Origin of the sequence: Staphylococcus kloosii (assembly GCF_032139365.1) — a bacterium.
Taxonomy (GTDB): domain Bacteria; phylum Bacillota; class Bacilli; order Staphylococcales; family Staphylococcaceae; genus Staphylococcus; species Staphylococcus kloosii_A.
This window is the reverse complement of sequence record NZ_JAVTDB010000016.1, coordinates 1-25,778: the sequence shown is the minus strand read 5'-3', so window position 1 is coordinate 25,778 and position 25,778 is coordinate 1. Positions and strand designations below refer to the sequence as shown.

Below are 25,778 nucleotides of genomic sequence, written 5' to 3'. Positions count from 1 at the left end.
TTCCTTTCGTTCTGATTCTTTCATCCAAATAATAACTTCACTAAGAATTGTGATGACTAATTGTGTAATTTTGATATATTTATGCATATTATTGTCCTCCGGTTAATAAGTATCGTTGATCTAAAAGGGGCATGATGGTGTTGTGTAGATATAGGAAATCCATATCGTGATTTTCGTCGATATAGCCTATGGCAATGAGTTGTTTCTGATAGTAGAGAATGAAAGGATAGAGATTGCTTTCGTGAAGTGTGTCAGAGTAGTAGGTATAGGTTTGAAGTATTTTATTACTAAGTGGACCAAGCCTTACATATTGGTCAGGTAGGATATTATCAGCGACTTCCTCGATGGATTCACATTCCCATTTTTCTTCCTTTGGCAGATTGAATAAGTTGGTTATATAATGCTTGAGTTGTTGTTCTAGTGTCATGGTTATGACCTCCTAATGTATTTGATTGATGTATGTACGTGATACATCTTATTGATAATATAAGTTTGAAATAACGTTTGTTTCGCTTAGAAATCCCACTGAAATACAGAAAAGATCCCAATCGAAAGTCGTGATAATTGTTGATATGACAATGAAATCCCGTTATCCCGATCATTTCTTAGGAAATATAGCTATATATTTATATATAGTTTGGATTTGTAGGTGTGGTTATGATTTACTTTTTCTTTTTATATTATTTATTTATAAATAATAACGGGATTTTGGGATTACGCTTGCGTAATCCTTCTTATACATGAAGTTATCCAATCCCGTTACTATCCCGCTTGTATTTTATTTTGGGATGTTCTTTCGTCATATCAATATAAGCTTCACATTGAGTCATGAGTAGTTAGCGTGTTGAAGATATTTGTTAGATAGATGTTATTGAATGACGAAAGGACACTGAGAAAATAAGTTGAAATATATATAATTTAACTTTGACTTTCGGTGTAATATAAAGTGAAAGTAATATTACATGCATTCTTCAAACTTTTTTGAAGTAGAAACATATAAGGGAGTATAGAAAATGATGACTTTCAAATATATAGTTATAGGAGATACATTGTAAAAATAAACTTAAATTGCTCAAATATTTTTGAAGAATATCAAGATATATATTAAATCGAGAGTGATTATAAAGTGCTAAAGTAAGTATGGTACTAATTCCAGCTTATACAGGAAAAGATAAAGAATTTTTTATACTAGTGATGTAATTAAAGCGAGTAAGCTTATTTCCTTTTTCTATTTGGAGGCTAAATATATGAAAAAAGTATTATTAACAGGCGCTTCGGGATATATCGGCAGTCATTTAATGAATAAATTAAAAGAAAACTATGAAATTGTAGCAATTTCTAGAAATATAGAAAATAAATCAAATGAGCACAATGTTACTTGGAAGGCAGCTGACTTGTTTGATTTAAATGAAATAACAGAGGTAATGGAAGACATTGATATTGCTATATACCTTGTCCATTCTATGATGCCTTCAGCTAAGTTGACGCAGGCGAGCTTTGAAGATATGGATGCATTATTAGCTGATAATTTTGCTAAAGCCGCTAGTTATAACAAAGTTCAGCATATTGTATTTATGAGTGGTTTGATACCTAATACAAGTGAATTATCACCACATTTAAGAAGCCGTTTAGAGTGCGAACAGATTTTAGGATCATATGGTGTACCAGTAAGTACTTTAAGAGCTGGTTTGATTATAGGCTCTAAAGGAAGTTCTTACCCTATATTAAAAAAATTAGTAGATAGATTACTGGGCCTGTTACTGCCAAAATGGGCTTATAATACAACATTGCCAGTTGCAATAGACGACGTGATTGACGGTTTATATAAAATTGTAGAGCGTCAGCCGAATAAGAATGAATCGATAGATATTGGTGGACCTAGTCATATGACTTATAAAGACCTTTTCAAGCAAACTGCAAAGGTACTAGATAAACGATTACCTACGATAGATTTGCCTATTATTCCCATTTGGCTAAGTAAATATTGGGTGAAACTTATTTCTGGGGTACCAAAAGAAATGGTTTATCCGTTAATGGATAGCTTAATTCATGATATGATTAGAAACGATGAAAATATTGTGAAAGATATTTCTATAGGTAAAATTGATTATAAAGAAAGTGTGCGTAATGCATTAGAAGAAGAAAATAAGACACAAAAGAAAGGTAAGTCATCACCTAAGGGCGATATTAAAGATGTTAGAGCAATATCAAGGGTAGTCTTACCTAAAGATGTAAATATGATTCAATTGGCAGAATCATATGCAAATTTTTTAAATAGAATTACATTAAATGTGGTTAATAGTGATTTTAACGAAGATAACTTTACGATTAGTGTGCCGTGTTTAAATAAGGATTTACTATTATTAAGTAAAGATTTTAAAGCTTCTAATAACGAGAGAATTTTATATCGAATTGTTGGTGGAGATTTCGCTTTAGATTCAGATGGTGGTAATGCGAGATTAGAGTTTAGAAGATTACCTAATAGTGACGCATGTATCATAGCGTTACAAGAATATGAACCGACGTTACCTTGGTGGGTATGTAAGTATACCCAAGCAAAAGTTCATAAAAGTGTAATGAATCTTTTTAAATTTAAAATAAGTACTCAAAGAACTAACAAAGGAAAACAATTAAATATGAAGAAATTTATTTTACCAATTGTTATTTCAGGTGCTATTGTCTTGAAATTATATGGATTGAAGAAGTATTTAGCTAGAAAAAATAACATGTCTAATGCCGAACTATAGCTATTAGATATAATAGCTAGTTACTTTTACAAAAAAGAGGGGATCAACTATGAAAGCAAACGAGATAATTAAAACAATTATAAAAGTTATAACACCAATTACAGGCGGTAAATTTATAGGGAAATTTGCAGTGAAAAACGCGAGAAAAGATTATAAAAATAATGTTAAACCACCTTTTTCACCACCCGGCTATGTCTTTCCAATTGTGTGGCCAATACTTTATACAACGATGGGCGTAGCTTATGCATTAGTGACTAATAAATCTACTAGTAAGGTTTTGAAAGGTGCTTATTACTCACAATTAAGCCTGAATTATCTATGGTCGATATTATACTTCAAATATAAATTACGCTTTAGTGCGTTGATAGAGAGTGTTGTATTACTGGGCGCAGTAGTTACAACAACTGTAAAATTTTTCAATGTAAAAAAAGTTGCTGGCATTTTACTAGTTCCATATATGCTTTGGAGCGCTTTTGCTACTTACTTAACAGCGGGCAACTGGTTTTTAAATAAAGATAACCCAAGTTATACAGGAAAATCTGAGAATTAAATTGATAAAAAAACTGTTATATAACGCGCTATATTGGTTTATAGTTCAAATGATTATTGCTCAACTGGGTACTCGTATTAGTTATAAGTTCTTAGAAAAAGTTAATAAGTATTTTCGAAGTTGGAATTTTGAACAAGAGGGTCAATTATGGCAACAATTAGTTAAAGTACAATATTGGAAAGATCATTTGCCAGACGGTCAAAATCTTAACCCTAATATCATTAGTAAAGCGACATTCGATTTATCTAAAAATATGAATGATATACAGCGATTTATATTAGAAACTAGACGTGCAGAGATTGTTCATCTGCTATCCATATTTCCTGTTATTGCGTTTTTTAAAGCGTCAAAAAGCGTTAAAATAATTAATTTTATATATGTCATTATAGCTAATGTGCCTTGTATGATTGTTCAGCGCTATAATCGCCCTAAGTTAATACGTATTTATAATAAATTACAAAAAAGAAAAGGTGATTAAATGGGAAATAAGAAAGTGGTTGTCATAGGAGGTGGCTTGGGAGGAATTGCTAGCGCAATTTGTATGGCTCAAGCAGGCTATCAAGTGGATTTATATGAACAAAATAAGCATATCGGTGGAAAGGTAAATAGGTTAGACACAGATGACTATGGATTTGATCTCGGTCCATCAATTTTAACCATGCCGAAAGTATTTCAACGCTTATTTCAACGATGTGATGAAAGGCTAGAAGATTATGTTAGCATTCGTAAGTTAAGTTTACAGATTAGAAACGTCTATCCAGATGGCCAAATTTTAGATTTATATGAATCCATGGAAGATATGTTAACAAATAACGAGACATTAACAAATAAAGATATAGAGCAACTTTCTTCATTTTTTAGTTATGCTCAAAAGATACATCAAGTGGCTGAAAAAAGCTACTTTGATAAGGGGTTAGATACGATGTATGCAATCATTCGTTATCATGGTCCATTTTCAGCTTTAAAACAATTCGACTATTTTCATACAATGCAACAAGTCATTAATAAAAGGGTGGATAACCCGTATTTAAGAGAAATGCTAGGTTATTTCATAAAATATGTAGGCTCCTCATCTTATGATGCTCCGGCTGTATTGAGTTTATTACCTCAAATGCAACATGAGGAAGGTTTGTGGTACGTAGATGGTGGCATTCATAAGTTAGCGGAAGCGATGGAACAATTAGCGAGAAAATTAGGTGTGGGCATACATTTTAACACCCCTGTAAAACGTATCAATTATAATAGTCAAAATAAGGTGACAGGGATAACAATAGAAAGTAATGAGGAAATATATGCAGATTACATTATATCTAATATGGAAGTAATCCCTGTTTATAAATATTTATTGAATTTTGATGCAAATCAAATAAATAAATTGGAACGTAAATTTGAGCCAGCTAGTTCAGGTTATGTAATGCATCTTGGTGTGGACAAAAGTTATCCAGAGCTTCAACATCATAACTTTTTCTTTTCGAATCATTCTAAAGTTAATTATGAACAGGTTTTTCACCAGTATGTTTTGCCTGAAGATCCGACAATTTATGTAGTGAATACTAACAAAACAGATAACACGCAAGCACCAGAAGGACACGAAAATATAAAGATATTACCACATATACCCTACATCCAGAATAAACCATTTAGTGAAGCGGAATATATGCAGTTTCGAGAATGTATATTGAATAAATTAGAGTCTATGGGCTTAAAAGATTTGAGGAAGCACATTGTATATGAAGATATATGGACGCCACATGACATTAAAAATACATACAATTCTAATAAAGGAGCTATATATGGCGTAGTTTCTAATAAGAAGAAAAATAAAGGTTTCAAGTTTCCTAAGAGAAGTCAATATTTTAAAAATTTGTATTTTGTAGGTGGATCCGTAAATCCTGGCGCAGGCATGCCTATGGTCACTTTGAGCGGTATGCAAGTAGCAGAAGCTATTCTTAGTGGAGAAAGTAGTTGAGATTAAATGATACTTTATATAATAGCAATAGGATTAACGATATTATCACTAATTAGTGGCATGTGTATGTATACACGTCGAGCGGTAATAAATAGCTCCGAAAAAGAAAGCGGTCAGACAGCCGTCAGTATTATTGTGCCTGCTAGAAATGAAGCGGAGAACTTACCTAAATTACTTAACAGTATAAGTAAAGAGCAAGAAATAGAAGTAATTGTTATGGATGATGGTTCAACTGATGAGACAAAAGTTGTTGCTAGATATTATGGTGCGAGCGTATATACTGTTGAAAATGATACGACATGGCAAGGTAAGTCACATGCTTGTTGGCAAGGTAGCAAATATGCAACGCATGATTTATTGATGTTTGTTGATGCTGATGTTCAGTTTGCTTGTGATGATAGTATTCAAAATATAGCCAATCAATATGATTTACAAGGTGGTAAAGGCTTGTTATCAATACAACCTTATCACAAGATAAAAAAGCTATATGAAAATATATCGGCGATTTTTAATTTAATGACAATCGTAGGTATGAATCAATTTTCAATCACGAAATCAGCAAATAATGAGCAAGGCGCGTTTGGACCCGTCCTTGTGACAAATAAGCAAGATTATAAATTGACACAAGGACATTTGAAAGCTAAAAATCAAATCATTGAAGGCTTTGCAATAAGTAAAGCATATAATAAGCAAGGTTTGCCAGTTAGTTTGCATGAAGGCCAAGGTGTAGTGAATTTTAGAATGTATTCTCAAGGATATAAAGCGCTATTAGAGGGTTGGAGTAAACACTTTGCACTTGGCTCTCAAGTAACTAAAAAGTCTACGCTTACGTTTGTATTTTTATGGCTATTTGGTTCACTTACAACAGTTTTAGCGATAATTTTTTCAATTAATTTAGGCTCGTTATATATATTATTAGCTGTTACTCTATATTTTATATATGCGATACAATTTCATATATTTATTCGAAGAACAGGAAATTTTAATATCGTTGCGAGTTTATGTCATCCACTGCTCTTCATATGCTTTGTCGTGATATTTTTTAAATCATGGTTAGATATCAATGTATTCAAACGTATATATTGGAAAGGCCGTAGAATAGATTTATAGGTTAGTTTTTTATACAAATGTCAAGAAGTTCTAGGCTTACTGAGGAGGCCAATAAATGAATCAATTAGAGAGAGATTATAACCATTGTCACAATATAATGAAAGAACATTCAAAAACGTTCTCATATGCCTTTGATTTTTTGGATCTAAAAAGAAAAAAAGCAATTTGGGCTATTTATGCAGTTTGCAGAATTATAGATGACAGTATTGATAAATACAAAGACCTTGAGCAATTAGACGGCATAGCTAGAGATTTAGATGTGATTTATAGCGATTGTGATTATATTCAAGCGTATCAAAGTGATGCAGCTATTATGAATGCTTTAAGTAATACATTGAATACATATTCAATACCTAAAAAACCTTTCGAATCTTTAATTCAATATGTGAAGGAAGATTTAGTTTTAAAAGAAATGCAAACTGATTCAGATTTATATGAGTATTGCTATGGTGTGGCAGGTACTGTCGGCGAATTGTTAACTCCTATATTAACTTCATCAAATGAAAATAATTTCGAGCAAGCTGAAGAAGCTGCGATTGCTTTAGGCAAGGCAATGCAAATAACTAATATTTTAAGAGATGTCGGCGAAGATTTTCAAAATGGAAGAATTTATCTAAGTGTAGAAAAATTAGCTCAATATCGAGTTAATCTACATTCTATATATTATGAAGGGATTACGCCAAATTATATAGAACTGTGGGAAAGTTACGCTACAGAGTCAGTTAGGTTATATGATATTGCATTAAACGGTATTAATTATTTTGACGAAGAGGTACGTTACATTATCGAATTAGCTGCGATAGCTTATCATGAAATACTTGTGGAAGTAAGGAAGGCAAACTATACGTTGCATAAGAAAGTATATGTGAGTAAATTGAAAAAAATGAAAATTTATCGTGAACTTAGTGCGAAATATAATAGGAGTGAAACATTATGAAGATTGCAGTTATAGGCGGCGGTGTTTCAGGTTTAGCTGCAGCTTCAAGATTAGCAGCAAACGGTCATCAAGTAGATTTATATGAAAAGAACCAACAAATAGGTGGTAGGATGAATCAGATTAAGCAAGATGGCTTTACATTTGATATGGGACCAACCATCGTAATGATGCCTGAGATTTATCGAGACGTTTTTAATTACGCTCAAAAAAATATGAATGATTACTTGGAAATTAAACAATTATCACATATATATGATGTTTATTTTAGTGAAACAGATCAAATTCGCGTTCCTACAGATCTTGCTCAATTAAGAGATATGCTTGAAGATATTGAACCTAACTCTACGCATGGTTTTATGTCCTTTTTAACAGATATATACGAAAGATACGAAATAGCACGAAAATATTTTCTAGAACGTACGTTTAGGAAACCTACGGATTTTTATAATCCTTTTACTATATATCAAGGTATGAAACTCAAAACATTTGATAAAGCAGATAATTTAATTGAAAAATATGTTGATAATAAAAAAATCCAAAAGATTTTAGCGTTTCAAACATTATATATAGGTATCGACCCTAAACGAAGCCCGTCATTGTATTCAATTATACCCATGATAGAGTTAATGTTTGGTGTTCACTTTATAAAAGGTGGTATGTATAGCTTTGTCAGAGCGCTTCAAACGCTAAATGAAGAATTAGGTACTCAAATTTATACCAACGCAAACGTTGAAGAAATTATCATTGATAGTAGGTATAAGCATGCGGATGGACTAAAAGTAAACGGACATATAGAAAAGTATGACAAAATAATTTGTACTGCTGATTTTCCATATGCTACTTCATCTTTAATTAAAAATGAACATCATCCTAAGAAGTATACGACACAGAAAATTGATAATATGGACTATTCTTGCTCAGCCTTTTTAATGTACATAGGGGTTGATAAAGATTTATCTGAAGATATCTTGTTACATAATGTTATATTTTCAAAGGATTTTGATAATAATATCAATGAAATATTTTCCGGGGAAATATCCCAAGATCCATCAATATATGTATACGCTCCTAGTGTGGAAGATCAGTCGTTAGCGCCAGAAGGTCAAACAGGTATTTATGTGCTGATGCCCGTTTCAGAATTGAAAACAGGTGATACGGATTGGTCTGATGAGTCAACAATCACACAAGTGAAAGATATTATTTACAATAAGCTTTCTACGATTAAAGCGTTAGAAGATTTGAAAAAGCAAGTTGTGACAGAAATTATTTATACGCCTAAGGATTTTGAAGGAGATTATAATGCTAAATTTGGAGCAGCCTTTGGTTTAATGCCTACTTTAGCGCAAAGTAACTATTACAGACCGCCTAATGTGAGTAGAGATTACAAAAATTTGTATTTTGCTGGAGCTAGTGTTCATCCAGGGGCAGGAGTGCCAATTGTACTGACGAGTGCTAAAATTACAGTTGATGCTATGTTAGAAGATATTAATAATGGTATATAAAAAACGCTTAAAATCACTTTTTAATAATGTGATTTTAAGCGCCTTTTTAACTAATCGAACGTAATGGTTTGTGGTGTGTCTAATTTTTTATCGTTCATAATTTTTATGGATTTTGGTATTACTTTAATTACACACAAGTTTGGATCATCCTTAGAGTCAAAAAAGGACTTATCTTGTTTGTTCCAAATCCAATCAATAGTCTCTTGATCTTTCAGTATTTCAACATTCGCATCAATTTCTAGAAAACTACGATTATTCATTTCATCGTAACCTATAAGTACATGAGCTTTGGGATTATCTTTAAATTCAGCAATTTTTTTAGACTCAATGCTTGTCTTAGTATAAAGTGTGTGGCTATCATTATAAAATACCATGTATCTACTATTAGGTGTATTGTTATGTGCAGTAGATAGGACACCTATTTTTGATGTATTTAATATATTTTCAATTTCATTTTGTAATTGTTCGTTATTCATAATTTAATCACCTCTGATAATAATATACCCTGAAGTTGCCTATAATATGTAAGGTATTAAAATTTATTTTTTTTAGTGAATTATACAAAAGTTAAAACGGGTATATGATTGAAAACACAATCTTAAGTTAAAGGGCAATTATAAAGTGAATTTGTATGAAACAAGCTGGGAGGCAATAAAATGCATTTAGGAGTCATACTTAACAGAGTTTTTAGAACGAAAGATAATCCACTTTTTCAATATATAGTGAAGCATCAAAATGAGATAAATAAATTGTATTTTATCTTAACTTTAGAAGATTTAACTGACGCATCAGAAGTAAAACGTGACTATTACCATAAAGTTGTAAAAGGATTTGTAAATGCTTTAGATAAGCATGATATACAACCTCATATTGTCACATATGAAAAGCTAGGTGAATTAGCTGAAACATTGGCGTTATCTCATGTATTAGTAGCAAAAGATATTATGAGTTATCACAAAGAAATATATGACTATCCTCATGTAAAAAAGGCTTTTGAAAATTACCAAGTTACAGTAATTGAACAGCGCGTGAATCATTATTTTGAGCCAACAAAGACTTTTAATAAACAACAACAGCCTTATAAAGTATTTACTAGTTTTTATAAAGCAAATCGTCAGGATTTAGTACACACCCCTAAAAAAAGTTATCAATTTAAGCAGTTGTCTCAAATTGCGGAAAAGGGTTCAAATCAAAGTGACTTAAAATTTGAAAATAATAAAGATATAGAAAAGTTAGCGTGTAAAGCTTGGGATGATTTTTTAAATGGTGACATAGCTCGTTATGATAAATTGACTGACGATGTGTCGCAGGATTTTGTAAGTGGATTAGGTAAATATTTAGCATATGGACTACTCGATATTCGTGAAATTATAAATGATTTACTTGAAGGTTATGAGAGCGATGAAAAAAATTATGAAGCTTTTATAAGAGAGGTTATATTCCGTGAATTTTATTATGTGTTAATGACGCAGTATCCAGAAACGGCAACTAAATCTTTTTCTGAAAAATATCGAAACATGCAATGGTCTTATAATAAAACACATTTTGAAGTATGGAAAAAAGGTCAAACTGGCTACCCAATCGTTGATGCTGCAATGAAGAAGCTGAATCGTACAGGATATATGCATAATCGCTTACGAATGGTCGTATCACAATTTTTAACGAAAAATTTATTTATTGATTGGACTTGGGGTGAGGAGTACTTTAGACAGTATTTGATAGATTATGATAATGCATCTAATGTACATGGATGGCAGTGGTCAGCATCAACCGGAACAGATGCAGTGCCTTATTTCAGAATGTTTAATTCTATACGTCAAAGTGAGCGCTTTGATGCGCAAGGGTATTTTATTAAAACACAGCTAGAAATATTTAATGATGTGAGTAGAAAATACATTCATGATCCAACTAAATATAAAGACAAGTTACAAGAAATTTATCACATTGAAATTGGAAAAGATTATCCACAGACTATCGTGAATCATAAAAATAGTAGAGATTATGTTATGGATAAATTTAAGCAATTTTGACATGTCATCCAATAAAAAGGAGTGATTCATTTGTTAAAAAATGAAATACATCGTATTTATTTAGACAAAAATAATAATGAGGTAACTATTAATAGATTTAATGTGACATATCACTATACTATATTAGAACAAATTAATGATTTGCCACAATATGGTTATGCAGTTTTAAACCATTTATATGCTAATCCTGGTTTAGAGGCAGACTTCGAGCGTGTGTTCTTAAATAGAGATAAACATCTAGAGAATACTGAAGGGTTTGAAAATCTATTATTTCTAAAGCCACATAGTACACATGAACATCATGTTATCATTACGTTTTGGCAAGACGAAGCAGCTTACAAACATTGGCAAGAGTCTCAGGAATATAAAGCATCCCATAAAAATAGAGGAACCAAACAAGGTGCTGATAAATCTATTGTAAACAGAAACCTATCATTTAATATTAGTTTAGAATTTAAATAACATAATTTTTGAATTAAATGATATTTCTGCAAACATATAGGCGAGTTATTTAAATACTAACTTGCCTATTTTTTAGCGATATAAAAATTTTAGCAAAATCACTGATAAGGGGAAGCGTATCATAAATAATGCTTATTAATAAAAGTGTTTTTAGTATCTGTTAAGTATAAAAAGTCTAAATTGCCAATAATAAGCAAGGTATGTAATGCACTTTGCTTTTTTATTATATTTTAAGATAAAGCGTTTGAGAACAAAAAAAGACGAAATGCTGGATAGCATTTCGTCTTTATTTTAGTTCGAATAGAAGGAGTTTTACGGTTCTATTATTTTAAGCCTACATATTCCTCTAATGTTTTGCCAGATTTATGTACTTTTGTGGCTTTATCTTTTCCTAAATAGCGTATATGCCAAGGTTCATATTGATATCCGGTAATTTTTTCTTTGCCCTTAGGGTATCTCACAATAAATCCATATTTATATGCATGATTCGCGATCCATTGACCTTCTTTAGTTTTACCAAAGCTAGCATATAGATTTTTATTTGAATTCTTTCCACCTAGATCAAATGTAAGACCTGTTTGATGTTCAGAATAGCCTGGGCGTGCACTATATTTATCAGCTGTTTTTTTACCATCACGCTTCGCATAACTATCATAAAGCTTAACTTGTGTAGGGTAACTTCTATAGCCACTCATTTTATATAAATTAATACCATCTTTTTGTGCATCATCTAATAATTGTTGTAACGCTTTTTGTGCTTTTGGATTTTCACCTGGATTATAAGAGGAGGGTAATTTGTTTTCTTTGTTTACAATTAAAATTCCATCTACATACGTACGACCATCTTTAACGACCTTTTTATGTTTCTTTTGATTGTTATCACTGTTTCATGATTTAGCAGTATGCTCCCCTTTATTTTTAGTATTATGATGGTTATCGGATTGATGTGAACAAGATGAAAGTAATAAAGCACTAATTATTAATACTATAGATATAGAAAATCTTTTCATGCGGATACCCCCTTGTCTTTCCTTATATAAAAAGTTTTAAGAATTAGAACGAGTGTAACATATGTATAAATTAGATCATACGCAGCTTATATGAAAATTGAGCTTATTTATATGAATATAAATAAGTGATATTAGAGAGAATTCGGTGTTTAAATTATTTTTTGATTATATTAATACTAAAATAAATCATTTAAAAAACTGAGTTGATATAAAGCTTTTTCTTATTTCATATTTACATATTATAACGATAGGCGTAGATTATTATGTGTAAGTAGTAATAATGTGTGGAAGAAAGGAAAGTTTCAAAATGCAAAATTCAATAAAATACCGTAAATTTATTTTACCCCTAATTATCGGTATAATCATTTGTGCACTTACTCCTATTAAACCGGATGCCTTAAGTACACAAGCTTGGTTAATGTTTGCTATATTTGTAACAACTATTGTTGCTTGTATTACGCAGCCGATGCCTATCGGTGCTGTATCTATATTAGGTTTTACAGCAATGGTTTTAACTGGCGTAACGGACATAAAAACTGCAGTAGCAGGATTTGGAAATAACAGTATTTGGCTTATTGCGATAGCCTTCTTTATTTCTAGAGGTTTCGTCAAAACAGGTTTAGGTCGCCGTATTGCACTACAATTTGTAAAGCTCTTTGGTAAAAAAACTTTAGGCTTGGCCTATTCGCTTGTCGGTGTTGATCTTATACTTGCACCTGCTACCCCTAGTAATACCGCACGTGCAGGTGGCATCATGTTCCCAATTATTAAATCTTTATCGGAATCATTTGATTCAAATCCGAAACAAGGCACAGAACGTAAAATGGGTGCTTTTCTTATATTTACTGAATTCCAAGGTAATTTAATTACTGCCGCAATGTTTTTAACAGCGATGGCAGGTAACCCATTAGCACAAAACCTTGCGGAAAGCACAGCCCATATAAATATTACGTGGATGGATTGGTTTTTAGCCGCTTTAGTACCTGGATTAGTATCACTGATTGTCGTACCGTACATTATTTATAAAATTTATCCCCCAGCTGTTAAAGAAACACCTAATGCTAAGCATTGGGCTAACACTGAATTATCTAAAATGGGCAATATTTCAACTTCAGAAAAATTCATGATTATTATTTTTATTATCTCATTAGCCTTATGGGTGCTAGGTAGCCTTATTCACATTGATGCTACCTTAACAGCATTTATAGCATTATCGTTATTATTGTTAACGGGTGTACTAGAATGGAAAGATATTTTGAACGAGACAGGTGCGTGGAATACGTTAGTATGGTTCTCAGTACTTGTTCTTATGGCAGATAGATTAAATAAATTAGGATTTATTCCATGGTTAAGTAAACTCATAGCAACAAGTTTAGGTAACTTCAATTGGCCAATAGTGCTAATTATTCTTATATTATTTTATTTTTATTCACACTATTTATTTGCGAGTTCAACAGCACATGTTAGTGCAATGTATGCCGCCTTATTAGGCGTTGCAGTTGCTGCAGGTGCACCACCTTTATACAGTGCACTCATGTTAGGTTTCTTCGGTAACTTGCTAGCTTCAACGACGCATTACAGTAGTGGTCCAGCGCCAATACTATATTCAGCAGGCTATATCACCCAAAAACGTTGGTGGACGATGAATTTCATATTAGGTATCGTCTATTTCATCATTTGGATTGGTCTAGGCTCAGTATGGATGAAATTAATCGGTATTTTATAAAGTTAAGTGTAGTAACGATGAGTCATTCACTTTTGCTTCTATCTGTTAACTTTTGCATTTTTGTCTCGTCGTGTTTTTATTTATAGGCCTATCAAGCAAAGTGATTTATACAAAACTTACAACATACATCACACCAAGTCATATAAATTGACGTTGGGGTATGCCAGGTCTAATATTGTGCAATAAGAATACAAATGAAGGTATTCTATTAAAGTTTTTAATGGAGGAATAGATTGATGTTAAATGCAAAAGCTAGAGCGGTAAATAGTCCGGATTCTGATTTTTATGCTACAGAAATTACAAGACGAGATCTTGATAAACATGATATTTTAATAGAAATTAAATATGCAGGTATATGTCATTCAGATATTCATACTGCACGTGGGGAATGGGGACCAGTTCATTATCCCTTAGTACCGGGTCATGAAATTGCTGGTATTGTTAAAGAGGTCGGTTCAGATGTTAGTAAATATCAAGTAGATGACCGTGTCGGTGTTGGTTGCATGGTAGACTCTTGTGGTGAATGTGAACATTGTAAAAACGGTGAAGAACAGTATTGTACAAAAGGCATGGTTGGTACATATGCTGGTACGGATAGATATGGTGAACCCACTCAAGGTGGCTACTCAACACATATCGTCGTACATGAAGATTTTGTACTAAGTATTCCTGATAATATTAGTTTAGATGCGGCTGCACCTTTACTATGTGCTGGTATTACGACTTATTCACCTTTAAATCATTGGAAAGCATATGAAGGTAAAAGTGTAGCTGTTATCGGTATGGGTGGACTTGGACACATGGCTGTTCAAATTGCGCATGGTATGGGCGCAGAAGTCACTGTATTATCAAGAACATTAAATAAAAAAGAAGACGGCTTGAAATTGGGCGCTTCTCATTATTATGCAACAAGTGATGAATCAACATTCGAACAACTTGCAAGCTCATTTGATTTAATTATTAATACTGTAAGTGCTAATTTAAAAATTGATGATTACCTTAAATTATTAAAATTAGACGGTACTATTGTTAATGTTGGTGCGCCAGCAGAACCTGTATCTGTGCATGTGGCAAATTTAATTGGTCATCGTAGATCATTTGCAGGTTCAGCCATTGGTGGTATAAGAGAAACTCAAGAAATGTTAGATTTCTGTTCAGAACACAATATTACACCACAAATCGAATTAATTTCAGCAGATCAAATCGATGAAGCGTATGAAAGAGTCCTATCTTCAGACGTTAAATATCGTTTCGTCATTGATACAAAAACAATGTAATATAAAAAGTGGAAGCTGAGCAAAAGCTTATTTGTATAAAAAAGATTTTGTAGTTTCGCTTTGGCAAAGATGACTGGAATTGAAAAAGCTCAATACAAGGCATTTTCAACCCATTCATATACTGCCATATATAACCAAAAATCCCCTGTTAACCATTATGTTAGCAGGGGATTTTCATGCGATAAAATATAAAGAATAATTCCTAATTTTTCACTTTAACTTATATTAAGATATGACACTGTCGTCCATTTGAGCTTCGAAGTCATCGATTAATGCGCGTGCTTGGTCTGTCGTTTCTGTGCTCATCAATTGATGGCGTAGTTCGCTAGCCCCTCTAATGCCACGGACGTAAATTTTAAAGAATCTGCGTAAGCTTTTGAATTGGCGTGTCTCTTCTTTTGAATATTTATTGAACAATGTTAGATGTAATCTCAATAAATCTAATAGTTCTTTGCTCGTGTGTACACGTGGTTCTTTTTCAAAAGCGAATGGATTGTTAAAAATACCTCTACCAATCATTACCCCATCAATACCATATTTTTCGGCGAGTTCTAGGCCTGTTTGTCTGTCTGGAATATCACCATTAATCGTTAATAATGTATCTGGTGCAATCTCGTCGCGTAACTTTTTAACGGCTTCGATTAATTCCCAGTGTGCATCTACTTTACTCATCTCTTTACGAGTACGTAGATGGATAGATAAGTTAGCAATGTCTTGTTCGAAGACGTGTTTTAACCAGTCTTTCCACTCGTCTATTTCATAGTAACCAAGACGCGTTTTAACGCTTACGGGTAGACCTCCAGCTTTAGCTGCTTGAATAATTTCGGCCGCAGTTTCAGGTCGTAGAATCAAGCCTGATCCTTTACCTTTCTTTGCTACATTGTCTACGGGGCAGCCCATATTCAAATCAATCCCTTTAAAGCCCATCTCTGCTAAGCCGATACTCATTTCTCGAAAATGATCTGGTTTATCGCCCCAAATATGAGCGACCATAGGCTGTTCATCTTCACTAAATGTTAAGCGTCCACGAACACTGTGTATGCCCTCGGGGTGGCAAAAACTCTCAGTGTTAGTAAATTCAGTGAAAAATACATCAGGTCTAGCTGCTTCACTGACTACGTGGCGAAAGACGATGTCCGTAACGTCTTCCATAGGTGCCAAAACAAAAAAAGGACGTGGTAAGTCACTCCAAAAATTTTCTTTCATGATATATTTAAACCTTCTTATTTATTAGTATAATCGAATTTTTATCCATGATGATATTACCACAAATTGTGCACTTATACAAAAGGAATTTGTCTCGTTACAACTTTGGCGAAGGATGTCTTCCTGTAGTCTAAAATATAGTTGAAGGTAATACTTTCAGCAATGAAGAAGGAGAATTAATTATATTGACATTAACTCAAGGTGTAACTATAATGGTTACATGAGGTGGTTGATTTGAAAATTAGCAGTCGTTTTACGGTAGCTGTTCATATTTTAACTTTGATTAAAGTAGAAAGAGAATATAATTTAACGTCAAATCAAATAGCAAATAGTGTGAACACGAATCCGGTAGTCATACGCAGACTGATGGGAAAGCTTAAAGATGCTGGTTATATTGAAGTCTCTCGAGGCAACTCAGGGGTTAGACTTTTGAAACCTTTAGATGAAATTACGTTGTTTGACGTGTACAATGCTGTGGAAGTTGTTGAAAAAGGGCGTTTATTTCAAATCCATGAAGATACTAATATTAATTGTACAGTCGGTGCAAACATTCAAATTGTGTTAGAAGTTATTTTAGAAAATGCGCAAGAAGCAATGGAGACCGTATTAAAAAATGTAACTTTACAAAGTATAGTAGATAAAATATTAGTTAATAACGGATAAACTTATCCGTAAACCTATAATGTAACTGTAACTATTACAATTACAACTAGAAGATGTTTACAAAATGATATTAAAACAATATCACCCCCCTCAATCATCGTAATTGAAAGGAATTATTGTTTTATCACGATTAGCATTAATTTTAAAAAAATAGGAGGCTTTTATTTATGAAAATTGGAATCATTGGAGCAAGTGGAAAAGTTGGTAATTTAGTATTACGAGAAGCAATTGAAAGAGGACATGATGTAACAGCAATTGTTAGAAATGCATCAAAAATATCTGATAGTAGTGTCAAAGTAATAGAAAAAGAAATATATGACATCACTTCAGATGACTTAAAAGATTTAGACGTAGTTGTTAACGCCTTTGGTGCACCGCTTGGTGAGGAAGAAGAACATGTAACAGCTGGCCGAGCATTAATTGAAGCATTAAAAGGCACAGATACTAGAGTGATTGTTGTGGGTGGTGCAGGCAGTTTATATGTTGATGAAGCACAAACAACTGTATTGAAAGATACGCCTGAATTTCCCGAGGCATTCGCACCAACTGCCAATGGACAAGGCAGAAATTTACAAGATTTAAAAGCTTCACAAGATATAACTTGGACATTCCTAAGTCCCTCTGCCGATTTTAATGCAGAAGGTGTTAGAACAGGAAGCTATCAATCAGGAAAAGACAATTTATTAGTTAATGCTAATGGCAATAGTTATATTAGCTATGCTGATTTTGCGCTAGCATTAGTAGATGAAATTGAAAATCCACAAAATATAAATGAACGTTTTACAGTAGTTGGGGAAGAAAAGTAAAAGTAAAAATTACAAACAGATTTTCTATTAAAGTATCTTTGAAATTAAGTACGAAGCATATTCATAAATTCAACTTTAAAGAAATTAGCAGAAAGTAAACTTTTCCAAAAAATTGAATGAATGACTATCTAAAAGCGATACTAAACTCGCTAAAATATAAAAACAAATTACCTTAGCATAATTTAAAAGCATTAAGGCATGTGCTGAAATAAAAACTGTCTTCTATCTTAAGTTCCAGAAGCGCATAAAATAAGCAAAAATGGGCATGCTCGTGGAAAAAGCGTGATAAATAACAAGTCTTAATAAACAAAAACAAGCATACCACGCTATTTCCTGGGAAATCGGTTAAGTGGTATGCTTGTTTATTTTTGTTGTGCAGTTATTTGGATCTAGTCGCTTTGTTTTAAAAGTTAAGATGTTTTAACGGTCGTCTTTTTAACTTTGTACACAATAAACCCGATAATAAATCCTAATAGCGCAGGTGTTACCCAACCCATACCTATCGTAAAGAAGGGTAGGTATTTTTCACTGAATGTGATTATGCTATGAGCGAATTGTGTGTTAGCAATAATCGCTGGGCTAGCTTTAATGCCGTCTGCAAATGATGCAACCATCGTGAAATACGTAGTAAATTGATAGACGATTTTTGAATGGTTAAAGAATGAACTCAATAGTGTGAGTAAAATAATCGTTATGGCTAACGGATACAAGAACATCAATACTGGTGTTGAGTAAGCGATAATTTTTGTTAAACCGATATTAGCAAAAACGCAAGAAATAATACTAACGACTGTCGCAAACATTAAATAATTTTGTTTTGGAAATAGATCCGAAAATGTTTCTGAAAATGCAGTGATTAAACCTATCGCTGTTTTTAAACAGGCAACAATAATAATTAGTGACAGTAAAATAATGCCGTAATCACCTAAGTAATATTGTGCAATTTGCGCTAGTGCGATACCGCCATTGTCACTCATTTTGAAATGGCCTAAACTCATCGTACCCATGAATGCGAGTAGGCTGTAAATTACTCCCATTAAAATAATACTGATTGTACCGGATTTAACCGTTTCTTTCGCAATATGACTTGGATTGGTAACGCCAAGCTTTTTAATCGTTGTAACGACGATAATACCAAAAGCAAGTGCTGCTAAAGCATCTAATGTGTTGTAGCCGTCTATAAATCCTTTTAATAGTGCACTATTTTCATAATCCGTACTAACTTTAGCATTGGAAATATGACCCATTGGATTAATAAATGCTAATACAATAAGCAAGCCTAGCAGTATTAAAAATACTGGATTTAAAAATTTGCCAATATATTCTAAAATTTTGGAAGGTTTTTTCGAGAAAAACCATGCCACAAAAAAGAATAAAATACTAAAAATTGATAAATATAGTGGCACAGATGATTGTGAAATAAATGGTGAAAAAGCTATTTCAAATGATGTTGTCGCAAGTCTTGGCAATGCGTAAAAAGGACCAATGACTAGGTACAGCAATATGGTGAAAATATAAGCGTATTTAATATTAACTCTTGAAACAATTTCGAATATACCAGTTGTTTTGGATATGCCAATTGCGATGATACCTAAAAAAGGTAAACCAATAGCTGTAATTAAGAAACCTAAGTCCGCCTGAACAATATTTGAACCAGCTGATTGACCTAAATGTATTGGGAATATAAGATTGCCAGCACCGAAAAATAAGCCGAATAACAACGATCCTATAAATATATTTTCTTTAATACTAAGTTTATGTTTCATGATGATTTGTTCTTTCTCCTAATAAATTTTCTTTCAAGTTTAACTAAGGTGTTGGTATAGAATGTAGAAGTTATGCCAATGAATACGTTAAGAAGGACGAAAAACACTTGATAATCGTGTCACAAAATTAAGAAATAACACGTCGTCCATTTACACACTTATTAGTGCATTATAACAATCATGAAAGATAACTGGAAGCACAAATAAAGATGGTGTGCTATATAAAGTGAGACGTTGAATATACACTTTGTTGTATCCCAAATGTTTTAAAATATCATCATATAAAAATGGCTAGTGGATATTGTCCATTAGCCATTCATCATAGTTGTTTAATTTTTAAATTCTGCGGTTCCTTAAATTACTAAGAATTATAAATTTTTCTATTTAAGTGAATTCGTTCTTCATGGCTTAATGTTTTATCTTTGTTCAGTATGGCGAGTTCTAATATTTTATCGCGTCGTTTAGGTGCTTTCTCCTTGTCTGCTTGTTCTAATGCTTGTTTCAATTCTTCTTTAGTAAGTTCTGTGCAGTATGCTGGTGTGCCTGGTTGTTGGCGCCATGAATTTTCAAGGTTTCCTGTATCTACGTAATCAAAGCCTAATTGATTGATAATATGTTTAACGATGTCTTTTTGTGTGTCGTTATTGCCAGCGATAGTTGTTGCTACACGTCCGGGAGTCTTGTCTCGATGACCTTTATGTTTTAATGTATATGCGAGTAAGTTATTAAATGTTTTAACTATTTCTCTATCTAATTGTTTAGATACCCATACACTTTCTGTCATACCGTTTTCAATAGCGGTAATTTTATTGTCTCGAGCTGGATAATAATTTGACGTATCAATAATTGGAACATGAGCATCCACTTTTTGAATTATTGATTTTACTTTAGGTATTACTGCAATAGGTATACTAATGATTAATATATCAATGTCTTTAATAACTTCTGCGATTTCCACAGCTTTTCCACTATATGATTTACCTTCCAAACGACCTATAGCTCTTGCATCTGCTACTTTCACTTGGTGCCCTGCTTCATATAATTTATCAGATAAAATGGAACCAATGTTTCCAACGCCAATGATACCGAAGTTCATAAGGTCATCCCTTTCACTTAATTGTTTCAGTTTATTATTCATAGAAGACAATTAACTACATAAAATTGAAAGTTCAATATAAGGTTAATTGTCATGAATGTAAAGCTATTGATCTTGATATAGTTTTAATTAATTACTTTGTTTAGGATGAAATAAATAGAAAAAACTCAACCACTCAAACAAGGTGAACATATTTGGGAGCGAGACATAATATTATATTCAGGAGCTATTTTTATATAGGTAGTAGAGGACTGAATTGAAAATGCGCTTGTATCAAGCTGTTTTCAACTCTAGTCATCCTTGCCGGGGCGGGACTACAAAATTTTCTTATAACAATAAGATTTTTGTCGCGCTCCCAATAAATCAACAAATAAGTTACTATTGTTAAAAGATTATTATTTAACTGCAAAGAAATATGTTAAAATTCTACAATGAATTTGATATTATTATAGAATAATACCTATAAATAGCAATATTTATTAAAAAATTATAAATTAATATAATTAGACAAGTAAGAGCAGTAAACCTTAAAAAATGGAGAGATAACATTGAATAAATTATCTATTATTATTACTTTTTATAATAAGGAAGATCACATTTTAGATTGTCTTGAAAGTTTGAAAAAGCAACGTAATCAAGCTTTTGATTTAATTATTGTTGATGATGGTTCAACTGATGCATCTGCAAGCGTAGTGAAAGAAGCCTTTAAAAATGAGACTAAAAATATTAACTATATTACATTGGAAACGAACCATGGCCATGCTTATGCTAGGAACAAAGCACTTGATGAGGTTGAAACGCCGTATGTTATGTTCCTAGATGCTGACGACCAATTGGCTAGCTATGCCGTTGAATTTTATCTATCTAATATTAATGGCTTAGATGGACTCGTGGCACCTATTCATAAGTTTAGTCTTAAAGATAGACCACAATATATTGATAAAGACCAAATTAGAGTTAAATATTTAACACAAAAGTCTAATCCTAATTCATTTTTAAGAAAAAACACTGTGTGTAATATTTTATTTAAAACGGCTATTATTCAAGGGCATCATATTAGATTTAATGAAGATTTAAATATATATACTGATACTTCATTCATAGTTGATTACGTAAAATACGCTGAAAAATTTGTGAGAGTGTTGAATTTTCCGTTCTATTTCAGGGGGGAAATATATGATCCATTTGAAGGCAATGCATTAAGTAATCAAGAATTCATTTATACTTTTGGCGATTATGTTAAAAGTTACTTTGATGCTATTCAAAGAACTGATGACAAAAAAATAAAAAACTTCTTAACTGACAAAATGAAAGATGAAATAAAAAATGGTTTTGATCCATCATTAAAAGATATCGACTCGAGATACAAGGTGCTTGAAGAACCGCTCGTAGAAGTTGTTAAATATTTAAAATGGGATTTACTGAAAGACTCTAAAGTGCTTTATAATTTAGAAATGCTATTTTTATATATGAATTCGACTGAAAATGCTAAATTTATTAACAATATTAGAAATGTAAGTAGACATGTAAAAAATATAGTGAAAAAGAATAAAATGAAAAATCGTTCTAAGTACTTATTGTTTGATAAGGAAGAAAACGTAAATAAAGACACGATTATTTTTGAATCTTTTGGTGGTAAAAATTATAGTGATAGTCCGAAATATATTTATGAATATATGCAAAATCACTTCCCACAATTAAACTACATTTGGGTATTTAATAATCCCAAACAGAATTTAATCATGGGTAATGCTAAAAAAGTTAAAAAAGGTTCTGAGGCATATTATGATGCTTATTCTAAAGCTAAATATTGGGTTACAAATGCTAGATTACCGCAATATCTAAATAAAAAAGACAATCAAGAGTATATTCAAACTTGGCATGGAACACCATTGAAGCGTTTAGGTAATGATATGAAGGTCGTTAGAATGCCTGGCACTACAACGGCTAATTATAAAAAGAACTTTCATGAAGAAACGATGAGATGGGATAAACTTGTTTCTCCTAACAGGTATTCTACTGAAATCTTTGAATCGGCATTTTGGATGAATGAAGAAAGAGTATGGGAAATCGGTTATCCAAGAAATGATGTCTTAGTTAATAGAATTAATGACGAAGACTTTAAAAATCGTCTAAGAAAAGATTTAAATATTCCTGAAGGTAAAAAAATCATTATGTACGCGCCGACGTGGAGAGATGATGAGTTTGTCAAAAAGGGAAAATACTTATTTGATTTAAGAATTAATTTAGAGAATTTACAGAAAGAATTAGGCGATGATTACGTCGTTTTACTGCGTATGCATTATCTGATTTCAAACGCCTTAAACTTAGAAGGCTATGAAGATTTTGCTTACGATGTATCAAATTATAACGATATTTCTGAACTATATTTAATCACAGATGCACTCGTTACTGATTATTCTTCTGTAATGTTCGACTTTGGTATTCTTAAAAGACCTCAATTCTTCTTTGCTTATGATATCGAAAAATATGATAAGGGCTTAAGAGGATTCTATATGGACTATATGAAAGATTTGCCGGGTGAGATTTTCACAGATGAACTTAAACTGGCTAAAGCGCTTAAAAATTTAGATGCGCATAAAGAGAAATATAAAGATAAAATTGAACAGTTTTATGAAAAATTCTGTTCGTTAGAAACAGGCGAAGCTTCTAAGTTTATTGGAAATTATATTTACGATCAATCACGATTAGAAGATTAAATTAATCATATTAAAGGTGACACACCAGACTGTAAACGCAGTTTGGTGTGTTTTTTATGCAAAAAAGAAGAGGGGTGAGTCTCCCCTCAGTCATAAAGATCTATTTTATCGTATTTCCACCATCAATGACGATGTTTTCACCTGTGATGAAATTAGTGGCGTCACTTGCTAAGAATAGTGCCACAGCTGCGACTTCAGATGGATCACCAAACCTACCTAAAGGAATACTATCAAGTTGTTCTTGACGTTTTGCTCCTACCCAAGCTTTATCGCTTAATTCAGTGGCAACGATAGTTGGAGCGATAGCATTCACATTGATACCGTATTGTGCCCATTCATAGGCTAAGCTTTTAGTTACGTTAACAATCGCAGCTTTTGTTGCGCCATAAGCGATATGATTATCTAAAGCAATTAATGCATTTTGACTAGCCATGTTGATGATTTTGCCGCCTTCGTTTTGCTCAATAAGAATGCGACCTACGATTTGTGCTAATTTAAATGAGGCAGTTAAGTTTAAATCGAGTGTTTTATTCCATAGCGCTTCAGATATGTTTTCTGCTTTATCAAGTAGCGCAACGCCCGCACTATTTACTAAAATATCTATTTTTCCAAATTTTTCTTTAATAGCGTTTACCGTATCTTCTACCTGTTTAGTATTTGTAATATCACATTTAAAGCCATAAACATTGTCTTTATGATGTTCAATGTCTGCTATATCTTCCTTCATATCGATGACAGCAACTTGAGCACCCTTTTTAACGTAAAGGTCAGTGATTGCTTCCCCGATACCACTCGCGCCTCCAGTAACGATTGCAACTTTGTCTGTAATATTAAAATTAATGTCGAAACCTTTAAATTCATTCATTTTATGTAACCCCTTTCATATAAAAACAATATTACTTTTTTATAATTTATCCAATAAAACAGTTTTAATTTTGTATTAATAAAATATTAATTTTTAGATAATTGTAGTTAGGTTTATATTTTGTAATTAAATAACTAATAGATTATTGACTTTTTTTAATCTATATGATTATATTCATGTGCTTTCATATACATAAATTCATTTCATATATGTGAAATAGGAAGAGGGTGTTGATAATCGTTAAGTCTGCTAAAAGAGTATTTGAGGTTTTAGAACTTTTGAAAGATTCAAGAAATCCATTAAGTGAAAAAGAAATCGGTGATGCTTTAAACATTCCACCCAGTAGTTTATTTAACTTACTAAAATCTATGTTAGAAGTTAATTATCTAAGAAAAGACTATCAAAATAAATATGTATTGGGATATAAATTAATAAGCTTAGGAAATAGGGCAAGAGAAGACTTAGATTTATATAATGAGAGTTTGACTTATATAAAACGTCTAAATGAGGAATTAAATGAAACTATTTTTTTGGCATATCCTCAATATAATGAAATGATTTATTTAACGAAACTCGATAGTAATAGGTCTATTAGAACAAATGCACAACCGGGAGCTAACAAACCTATATATTCTACTGGATTGGGTAAAGCTTGTCTTTCGATGTATGATTCGGAAACTTTAGATAGTCTATTTAAAAACGTAATATTTGAAAAAATAACCAGCAATACTGTTAAAGATTACGAAGCATTGAAAAAACAATTAATGTTATTTAAGAAACAAGGTTATGCAATTGATGATGAGGAGAATGAAGAAGGACTATACTGTATTGCTTCACCTATTGTGAATGATGAAAAAAATGTTATTGGGGCAATTAGCTGTGCTGGTCCAAAGCATAGAATAATAAAAAATAAGAATATCCCAATGAAAATGAAGAAAAATGCTTATTTTATTTCGAAAGCCATGGGGTTAACTAGAAATGGAGTGGATATCTTTTGAATATAGTTTCATACGGAGAAGTTATGGGTGTATTTGCAGTTAACGATAATAAATTAAAATATAGTGATACTGCTCGTTTTTACATTGCAGGTGCTGAAGCAAATACAATGATTGGTTTAGCTAAATTAGGTGTTGGTTCACAATTTGTGAGTGCTGTTGGAAATGACGCTATAGGGGATAGCATTCAATATCAGTTGAAAGGTGAGGGGGTTGGAACAACTTTCTTAAAAACAATAAATAATCAGTCAACTGGAATTATGACGAAAGAACGGGGTATATCAAATTCTATTTATATTGATTATTTTAGAAAGAATAGCGCATTAAATCATTACAAAATT

Annotated in this window: 22 protein-coding genes and 1 pseudogene; 16 read left to right on the top strand and 7 right to left on the bottom strand. The window is 32.1% G+C overall.

The annotated features are described in order from the left end of the window. Positions 1-88: 88 nt before the first annotated feature. Positions 89-427 carry an SAUGI family uracil-DNA glycosylase inhibitor gene (locus RPL90_RS01500; protein WP_053464901.1) on the bottom strand — a complete coding sequence of 113 codons (339 nt, stop codon included), beginning with the start codon at positions 425-427 and terminating at the stop codon, positions 89-91. A gap of 820 nt (positions 428-1,247) precedes the next feature. On the opposite strand from RPL90_RS01500, the gene RPL90_RS01495 reads away from it, so the two are divergent. The 7 genes from RPL90_RS01495 to RPL90_RS01465 are packed head-to-tail and all read left to right on the top strand — an operon-like array spanning position 1,248 to position 8,815. Then, entirely contained in the window at positions 1,248-2,747 is a 1,500-nt protein-coding gene (locus RPL90_RS01495) for an NAD-dependent epimerase/dehydratase family protein (protein WP_313541832.1), read from the top strand. Positions 2,748-2,796: 49 nt separating this feature from the next. Further along, a complete protein-coding gene (locus tag RPL90_RS01490; RefSeq protein ID WP_313541829.1) occupies positions 2,797-3,297 on the top strand; it encodes a TspO/MBR family protein in 501 nt (166 codons plus the stop codon). Between the two features lie 4 nt (positions 3,298-3,301). Further along, positions 3,302-3,775 carry a glycosyl-4,4'-diaponeurosporenoate acyltransferase CrtO family protein gene (locus RPL90_RS01485; protein ID WP_313541886.1) on the top strand — a complete coding sequence of 158 codons (474 nt, stop codon included), beginning with the start codon at positions 3,302-3,304 and terminating at the stop codon, positions 3,773-3,775. Beyond that, positions 3,776-5,266, top strand: a complete 1,491-nt coding sequence (locus RPL90_RS01480; protein WP_313541827.1) for a phytoene desaturase family protein — start codon at positions 3,776-3,778, stop codon at positions 5,264-5,266. A gap of 6 nt (positions 5,267-5,272) precedes the next feature. Then, positions 5,273-6,376, top strand: a complete 1,104-nt coding sequence (locus RPL90_RS01475; protein ID WP_313541825.1) for a glycosyltransferase family 2 protein — start codon at positions 5,273-5,275, stop codon at positions 6,374-6,376. Between the two features lie 55 nt (positions 6,377-6,431). Then, positions 6,432-7,313, top strand: coding sequence for a phytoene/squalene synthase family protein (locus tag RPL90_RS01470; protein ID WP_313541822.1), 882 nt, complete (start codon positions 6,432-6,434; stop codon positions 7,311-7,313). Further along, positions 7,310-8,815 carry a phytoene desaturase family protein gene (locus tag RPL90_RS01465; RefSeq protein WP_313541820.1) on the top strand — a complete coding sequence of 502 codons (1,506 nt, stop codon included), beginning with the start codon at positions 7,310-7,312 and terminating at the stop codon, positions 8,813-8,815. Before RPL90_RS01470 ends, RPL90_RS01465 begins: the two co-directional genes overlap by 4 nt. A 50-nt stretch (positions 8,816-8,865) precedes the next feature. Here RPL90_RS01465 and RPL90_RS01460 read toward each other — a convergent pair whose 3' ends face one another. Continuing rightward, positions 8,866-9,291, bottom strand: a complete 426-nt coding sequence (locus tag RPL90_RS01460) for a pyridoxamine 5'-phosphate oxidase family protein (protein ID WP_313541818.1) — start codon at positions 9,289-9,291, stop codon at positions 8,866-8,868. Between the two features lie 180 nt (positions 9,292-9,471). Here RPL90_RS01460 and RPL90_RS01455 point away from each other — a divergent pair, with 180 nt between their 5' ends. Both RPL90_RS01455 and RPL90_RS01450 read left to right on the top strand, forming a co-directional pair. Further along, positions 9,472-10,845, top strand: a complete 1,374-nt coding sequence (locus tag RPL90_RS01455; protein ID WP_313541815.1) for a cryptochrome/photolyase family protein — start codon at positions 9,472-9,474, stop codon at positions 10,843-10,845. A gap of 30 nt (positions 10,846-10,875) precedes the next feature. Further along, the gene (locus RPL90_RS01450; protein WP_016911012.1) at positions 10,876-11,307 is read left to right on the top strand and encodes an antibiotic biosynthesis monooxygenase family protein; all 432 of its coding nucleotides are present in this window, start codon (positions 10,876-10,878) and stop codon (positions 11,305-11,307) included. Positions 11,308-11,630: 323 nt separating this feature from the next. Here RPL90_RS01450 and RPL90_RS01445 read toward each other — a convergent pair. Beyond that, a pseudogene (locus tag RPL90_RS01445) lies at positions 11,631-12,317 on the bottom strand (M15 family metallopeptidase). A gap of 307 nt (positions 12,318-12,624) precedes the next feature. Between RPL90_RS01445 and RPL90_RS01440 the strand changes: the two are divergent. Together RPL90_RS01440 and RPL90_RS01435 are read left to right on the top strand one after the other, a co-directional pair. Further along, on the top strand, positions 12,625-14,043 hold the full coding sequence (locus tag RPL90_RS01440; protein ID WP_313541805.1) for an anion permease: 1,419 nt from the start codon (positions 12,625-12,627) through the stop codon (positions 14,041-14,043). Between the two features lie 236 nt (positions 14,044-14,279). Further along, entirely contained in the window at positions 14,280-15,320 is a 1,041-nt protein-coding gene (locus RPL90_RS01435) for an NAD(P)-dependent alcohol dehydrogenase (protein WP_313541802.1), read from the top strand. 225 nt (positions 15,321-15,545) lie between these two features. Here the strand turns inward: RPL90_RS01435 and RPL90_RS01430 are convergent, their stop codons facing one another. Further along, on the bottom strand, positions 15,546-16,526 hold the full coding sequence (locus RPL90_RS01430) for a tRNA dihydrouridine synthase (RefSeq protein WP_313541799.1): 981 nt from the start codon (positions 16,524-16,526) through the stop codon (positions 15,546-15,548). A gap of 234 nt (positions 16,527-16,760) precedes the next feature. On the opposite strand from RPL90_RS01430, the gene RPL90_RS01425 reads away from it, so the two are divergent. Both RPL90_RS01425 and RPL90_RS01420 read left to right on the top strand, forming a co-directional pair. Beyond that, positions 16,761-17,189: an Rrf2 family transcriptional regulator gene (locus RPL90_RS01425; RefSeq protein WP_313541797.1), complete on the top strand. Its 429-nt coding sequence runs from the start codon at positions 16,761-16,763 to the stop codon at positions 17,187-17,189. A gap of 167 nt (positions 17,190-17,356) precedes the next feature. Further along, positions 17,357-17,995: an NAD(P)-dependent oxidoreductase gene (locus RPL90_RS01420; protein ID WP_313541795.1), complete on the top strand. Its 639-nt coding sequence runs from the start codon at positions 17,357-17,359 to the stop codon at positions 17,993-17,995. 410 nt (positions 17,996-18,405) lie between these two features. Here RPL90_RS01420 and brnQ read toward each other — a convergent pair whose 3' ends face one another. Together brnQ and RPL90_RS01410 are read right to left on the bottom strand one after the other, a co-directional pair. Next, positions 18,406-19,764, bottom strand: coding sequence for a branched-chain amino acid transport system II carrier protein (gene brnQ / locus RPL90_RS01415; protein WP_313541883.1), 1,359 nt, complete (start codon positions 19,762-19,764; stop codon positions 18,406-18,408). Positions 19,765-20,122: 358 nt separating this feature from the next. Next, positions 20,123-20,857: an NADPH-dependent F420 reductase gene (locus tag RPL90_RS01410; RefSeq protein ID WP_398573842.1), complete on the bottom strand. Its 735-nt coding sequence runs from the start codon at positions 20,855-20,857 to the stop codon at positions 20,123-20,125. Between the two features lie 548 nt (positions 20,858-21,405). On the opposite strand from RPL90_RS01410, the gene RPL90_RS01405 reads away from it, so the two are divergent. After that, positions 21,406-23,577: a bifunctional glycosyltransferase/CDP-glycerol:glycerophosphate glycerophosphotransferase gene (locus RPL90_RS01405; RefSeq protein WP_313541790.1), complete on the top strand. Its 2,172-nt coding sequence runs from the start codon at positions 21,406-21,408 to the stop codon at positions 23,575-23,577. Between the two features lie 100 nt (positions 23,578-23,677). Here the strand turns inward: RPL90_RS01405 and RPL90_RS01400 are convergent, their stop codons facing one another. Further along, positions 23,678-24,442 (bottom strand): GolD/DthD family dehydrogenase, encoded by a 765-nt coding sequence (locus tag RPL90_RS01400; RefSeq protein ID WP_313541787.1) that lies wholly within the window; start codon positions 24,440-24,442, stop codon positions 23,678-23,680. A 230-nt stretch (positions 24,443-24,672) separates the two neighbouring features. Here RPL90_RS01400 and RPL90_RS01395 point away from each other — a divergent pair, with 230 nt between their 5' ends. Together RPL90_RS01395 and RPL90_RS01390 are read left to right on the top strand one after the other, a co-directional pair. Further along, complete coding sequence (locus tag RPL90_RS01395; protein WP_313541784.1) at positions 24,673-25,440, top strand: IclR family transcriptional regulator; 768 nt, start codon at positions 24,673-24,675, stop codon at positions 25,438-25,440. Then, the coding region (locus RPL90_RS01390; RefSeq protein ID WP_313541781.1) for a PfkB family carbohydrate kinase at positions 25,437-25,778 on the top strand (342 nt) is incomplete at its 3' end. The genes RPL90_RS01395 and RPL90_RS01390, both read left to right, overlap by 4 nt.

Excerpts from the sequence above, each read along its gene's own strand:
- RPL90_RS01500 (WP_053464901.1), bottom strand. The coding sequence starts at position 427 with ATGACACTAGAACAACAACTCAAGCATTATATAACCAACTTATTCAAT.
- RPL90_RS01495 (WP_313541832.1), top strand. The coding sequence starts at position 1,248 with ATGAAAAAAGTATTATTAACAGGCGCTTCGGGATATATCGGCAGTCAT.
- RPL90_RS01490 (WP_313541829.1), top strand. The coding sequence starts at position 2,797 with ATGAAAGCAAACGAGATAATTAAAACAATTATAAAAGTTATAACACCA.
- RPL90_RS01480 (WP_313541827.1), top strand. The coding sequence starts at position 3,776 with ATGGGAAATAAGAAAGTGGTTGTCATAGGAGGTGGCTTGGGAGGAATT.
- RPL90_RS01475 (WP_313541825.1), top strand. The coding sequence starts at position 5,273 with ATGATACTTTATATAATAGCAATAGGATTAACGATATTATCACTAATT.
- RPL90_RS01470 (WP_313541822.1), top strand. The coding sequence starts at position 6,432 with ATGAATCAATTAGAGAGAGATTATAACCATTGTCACAATATAATGAAA.
- RPL90_RS01465 (WP_313541820.1), top strand. The coding sequence starts at position 7,310 with ATGAAGATTGCAGTTATAGGCGGCGGTGTTTCAGGTTTAGCTGCAGCT.
- RPL90_RS01460 (WP_313541818.1), bottom strand. The coding sequence starts at position 9,291 with ATGAATAACGAACAATTACAAAATGAAATTGAAAATATATTAAATACA.
- RPL90_RS01455 (WP_313541815.1), top strand. The coding sequence starts at position 9,472 with ATGCATTTAGGAGTCATACTTAACAGAGTTTTTAGAACGAAAGATAAT.
- RPL90_RS01440 (WP_313541805.1), top strand. The coding sequence starts at position 12,625 with ATGCAAAATTCAATAAAATACCGTAAATTTATTTTACCCCTAATTATC.
- RPL90_RS01435 (WP_313541802.1), top strand. The coding sequence starts at position 14,280 with ATGTTAAATGCAAAAGCTAGAGCGGTAAATAGTCCGGATTCTGATTTT.
- RPL90_RS01430 (WP_313541799.1), bottom strand. The coding sequence starts at position 16,526 with ATGAAAGAAAATTTTTGGAGTGACTTACCACGTCCTTTTTTTGTTTTG.
- RPL90_RS01420 (WP_313541795.1), top strand. The coding sequence starts at position 17,357 with ATGAAAATTGGAATCATTGGAGCAAGTGGAAAAGTTGGTAATTTAGTA.
- RPL90_RS01410 (WP_398573842.1), bottom strand. The coding sequence starts at position 20,857 with ATGAACTTCGGTATCATTGGCGTTGGAAACATTGGTTCCATTTTATCT.
- RPL90_RS01400 (WP_313541787.1), bottom strand. The coding sequence starts at position 24,442 with ATGAATGAATTTAAAGGTTTCGACATTAATTTTAATATTACAGACAAA.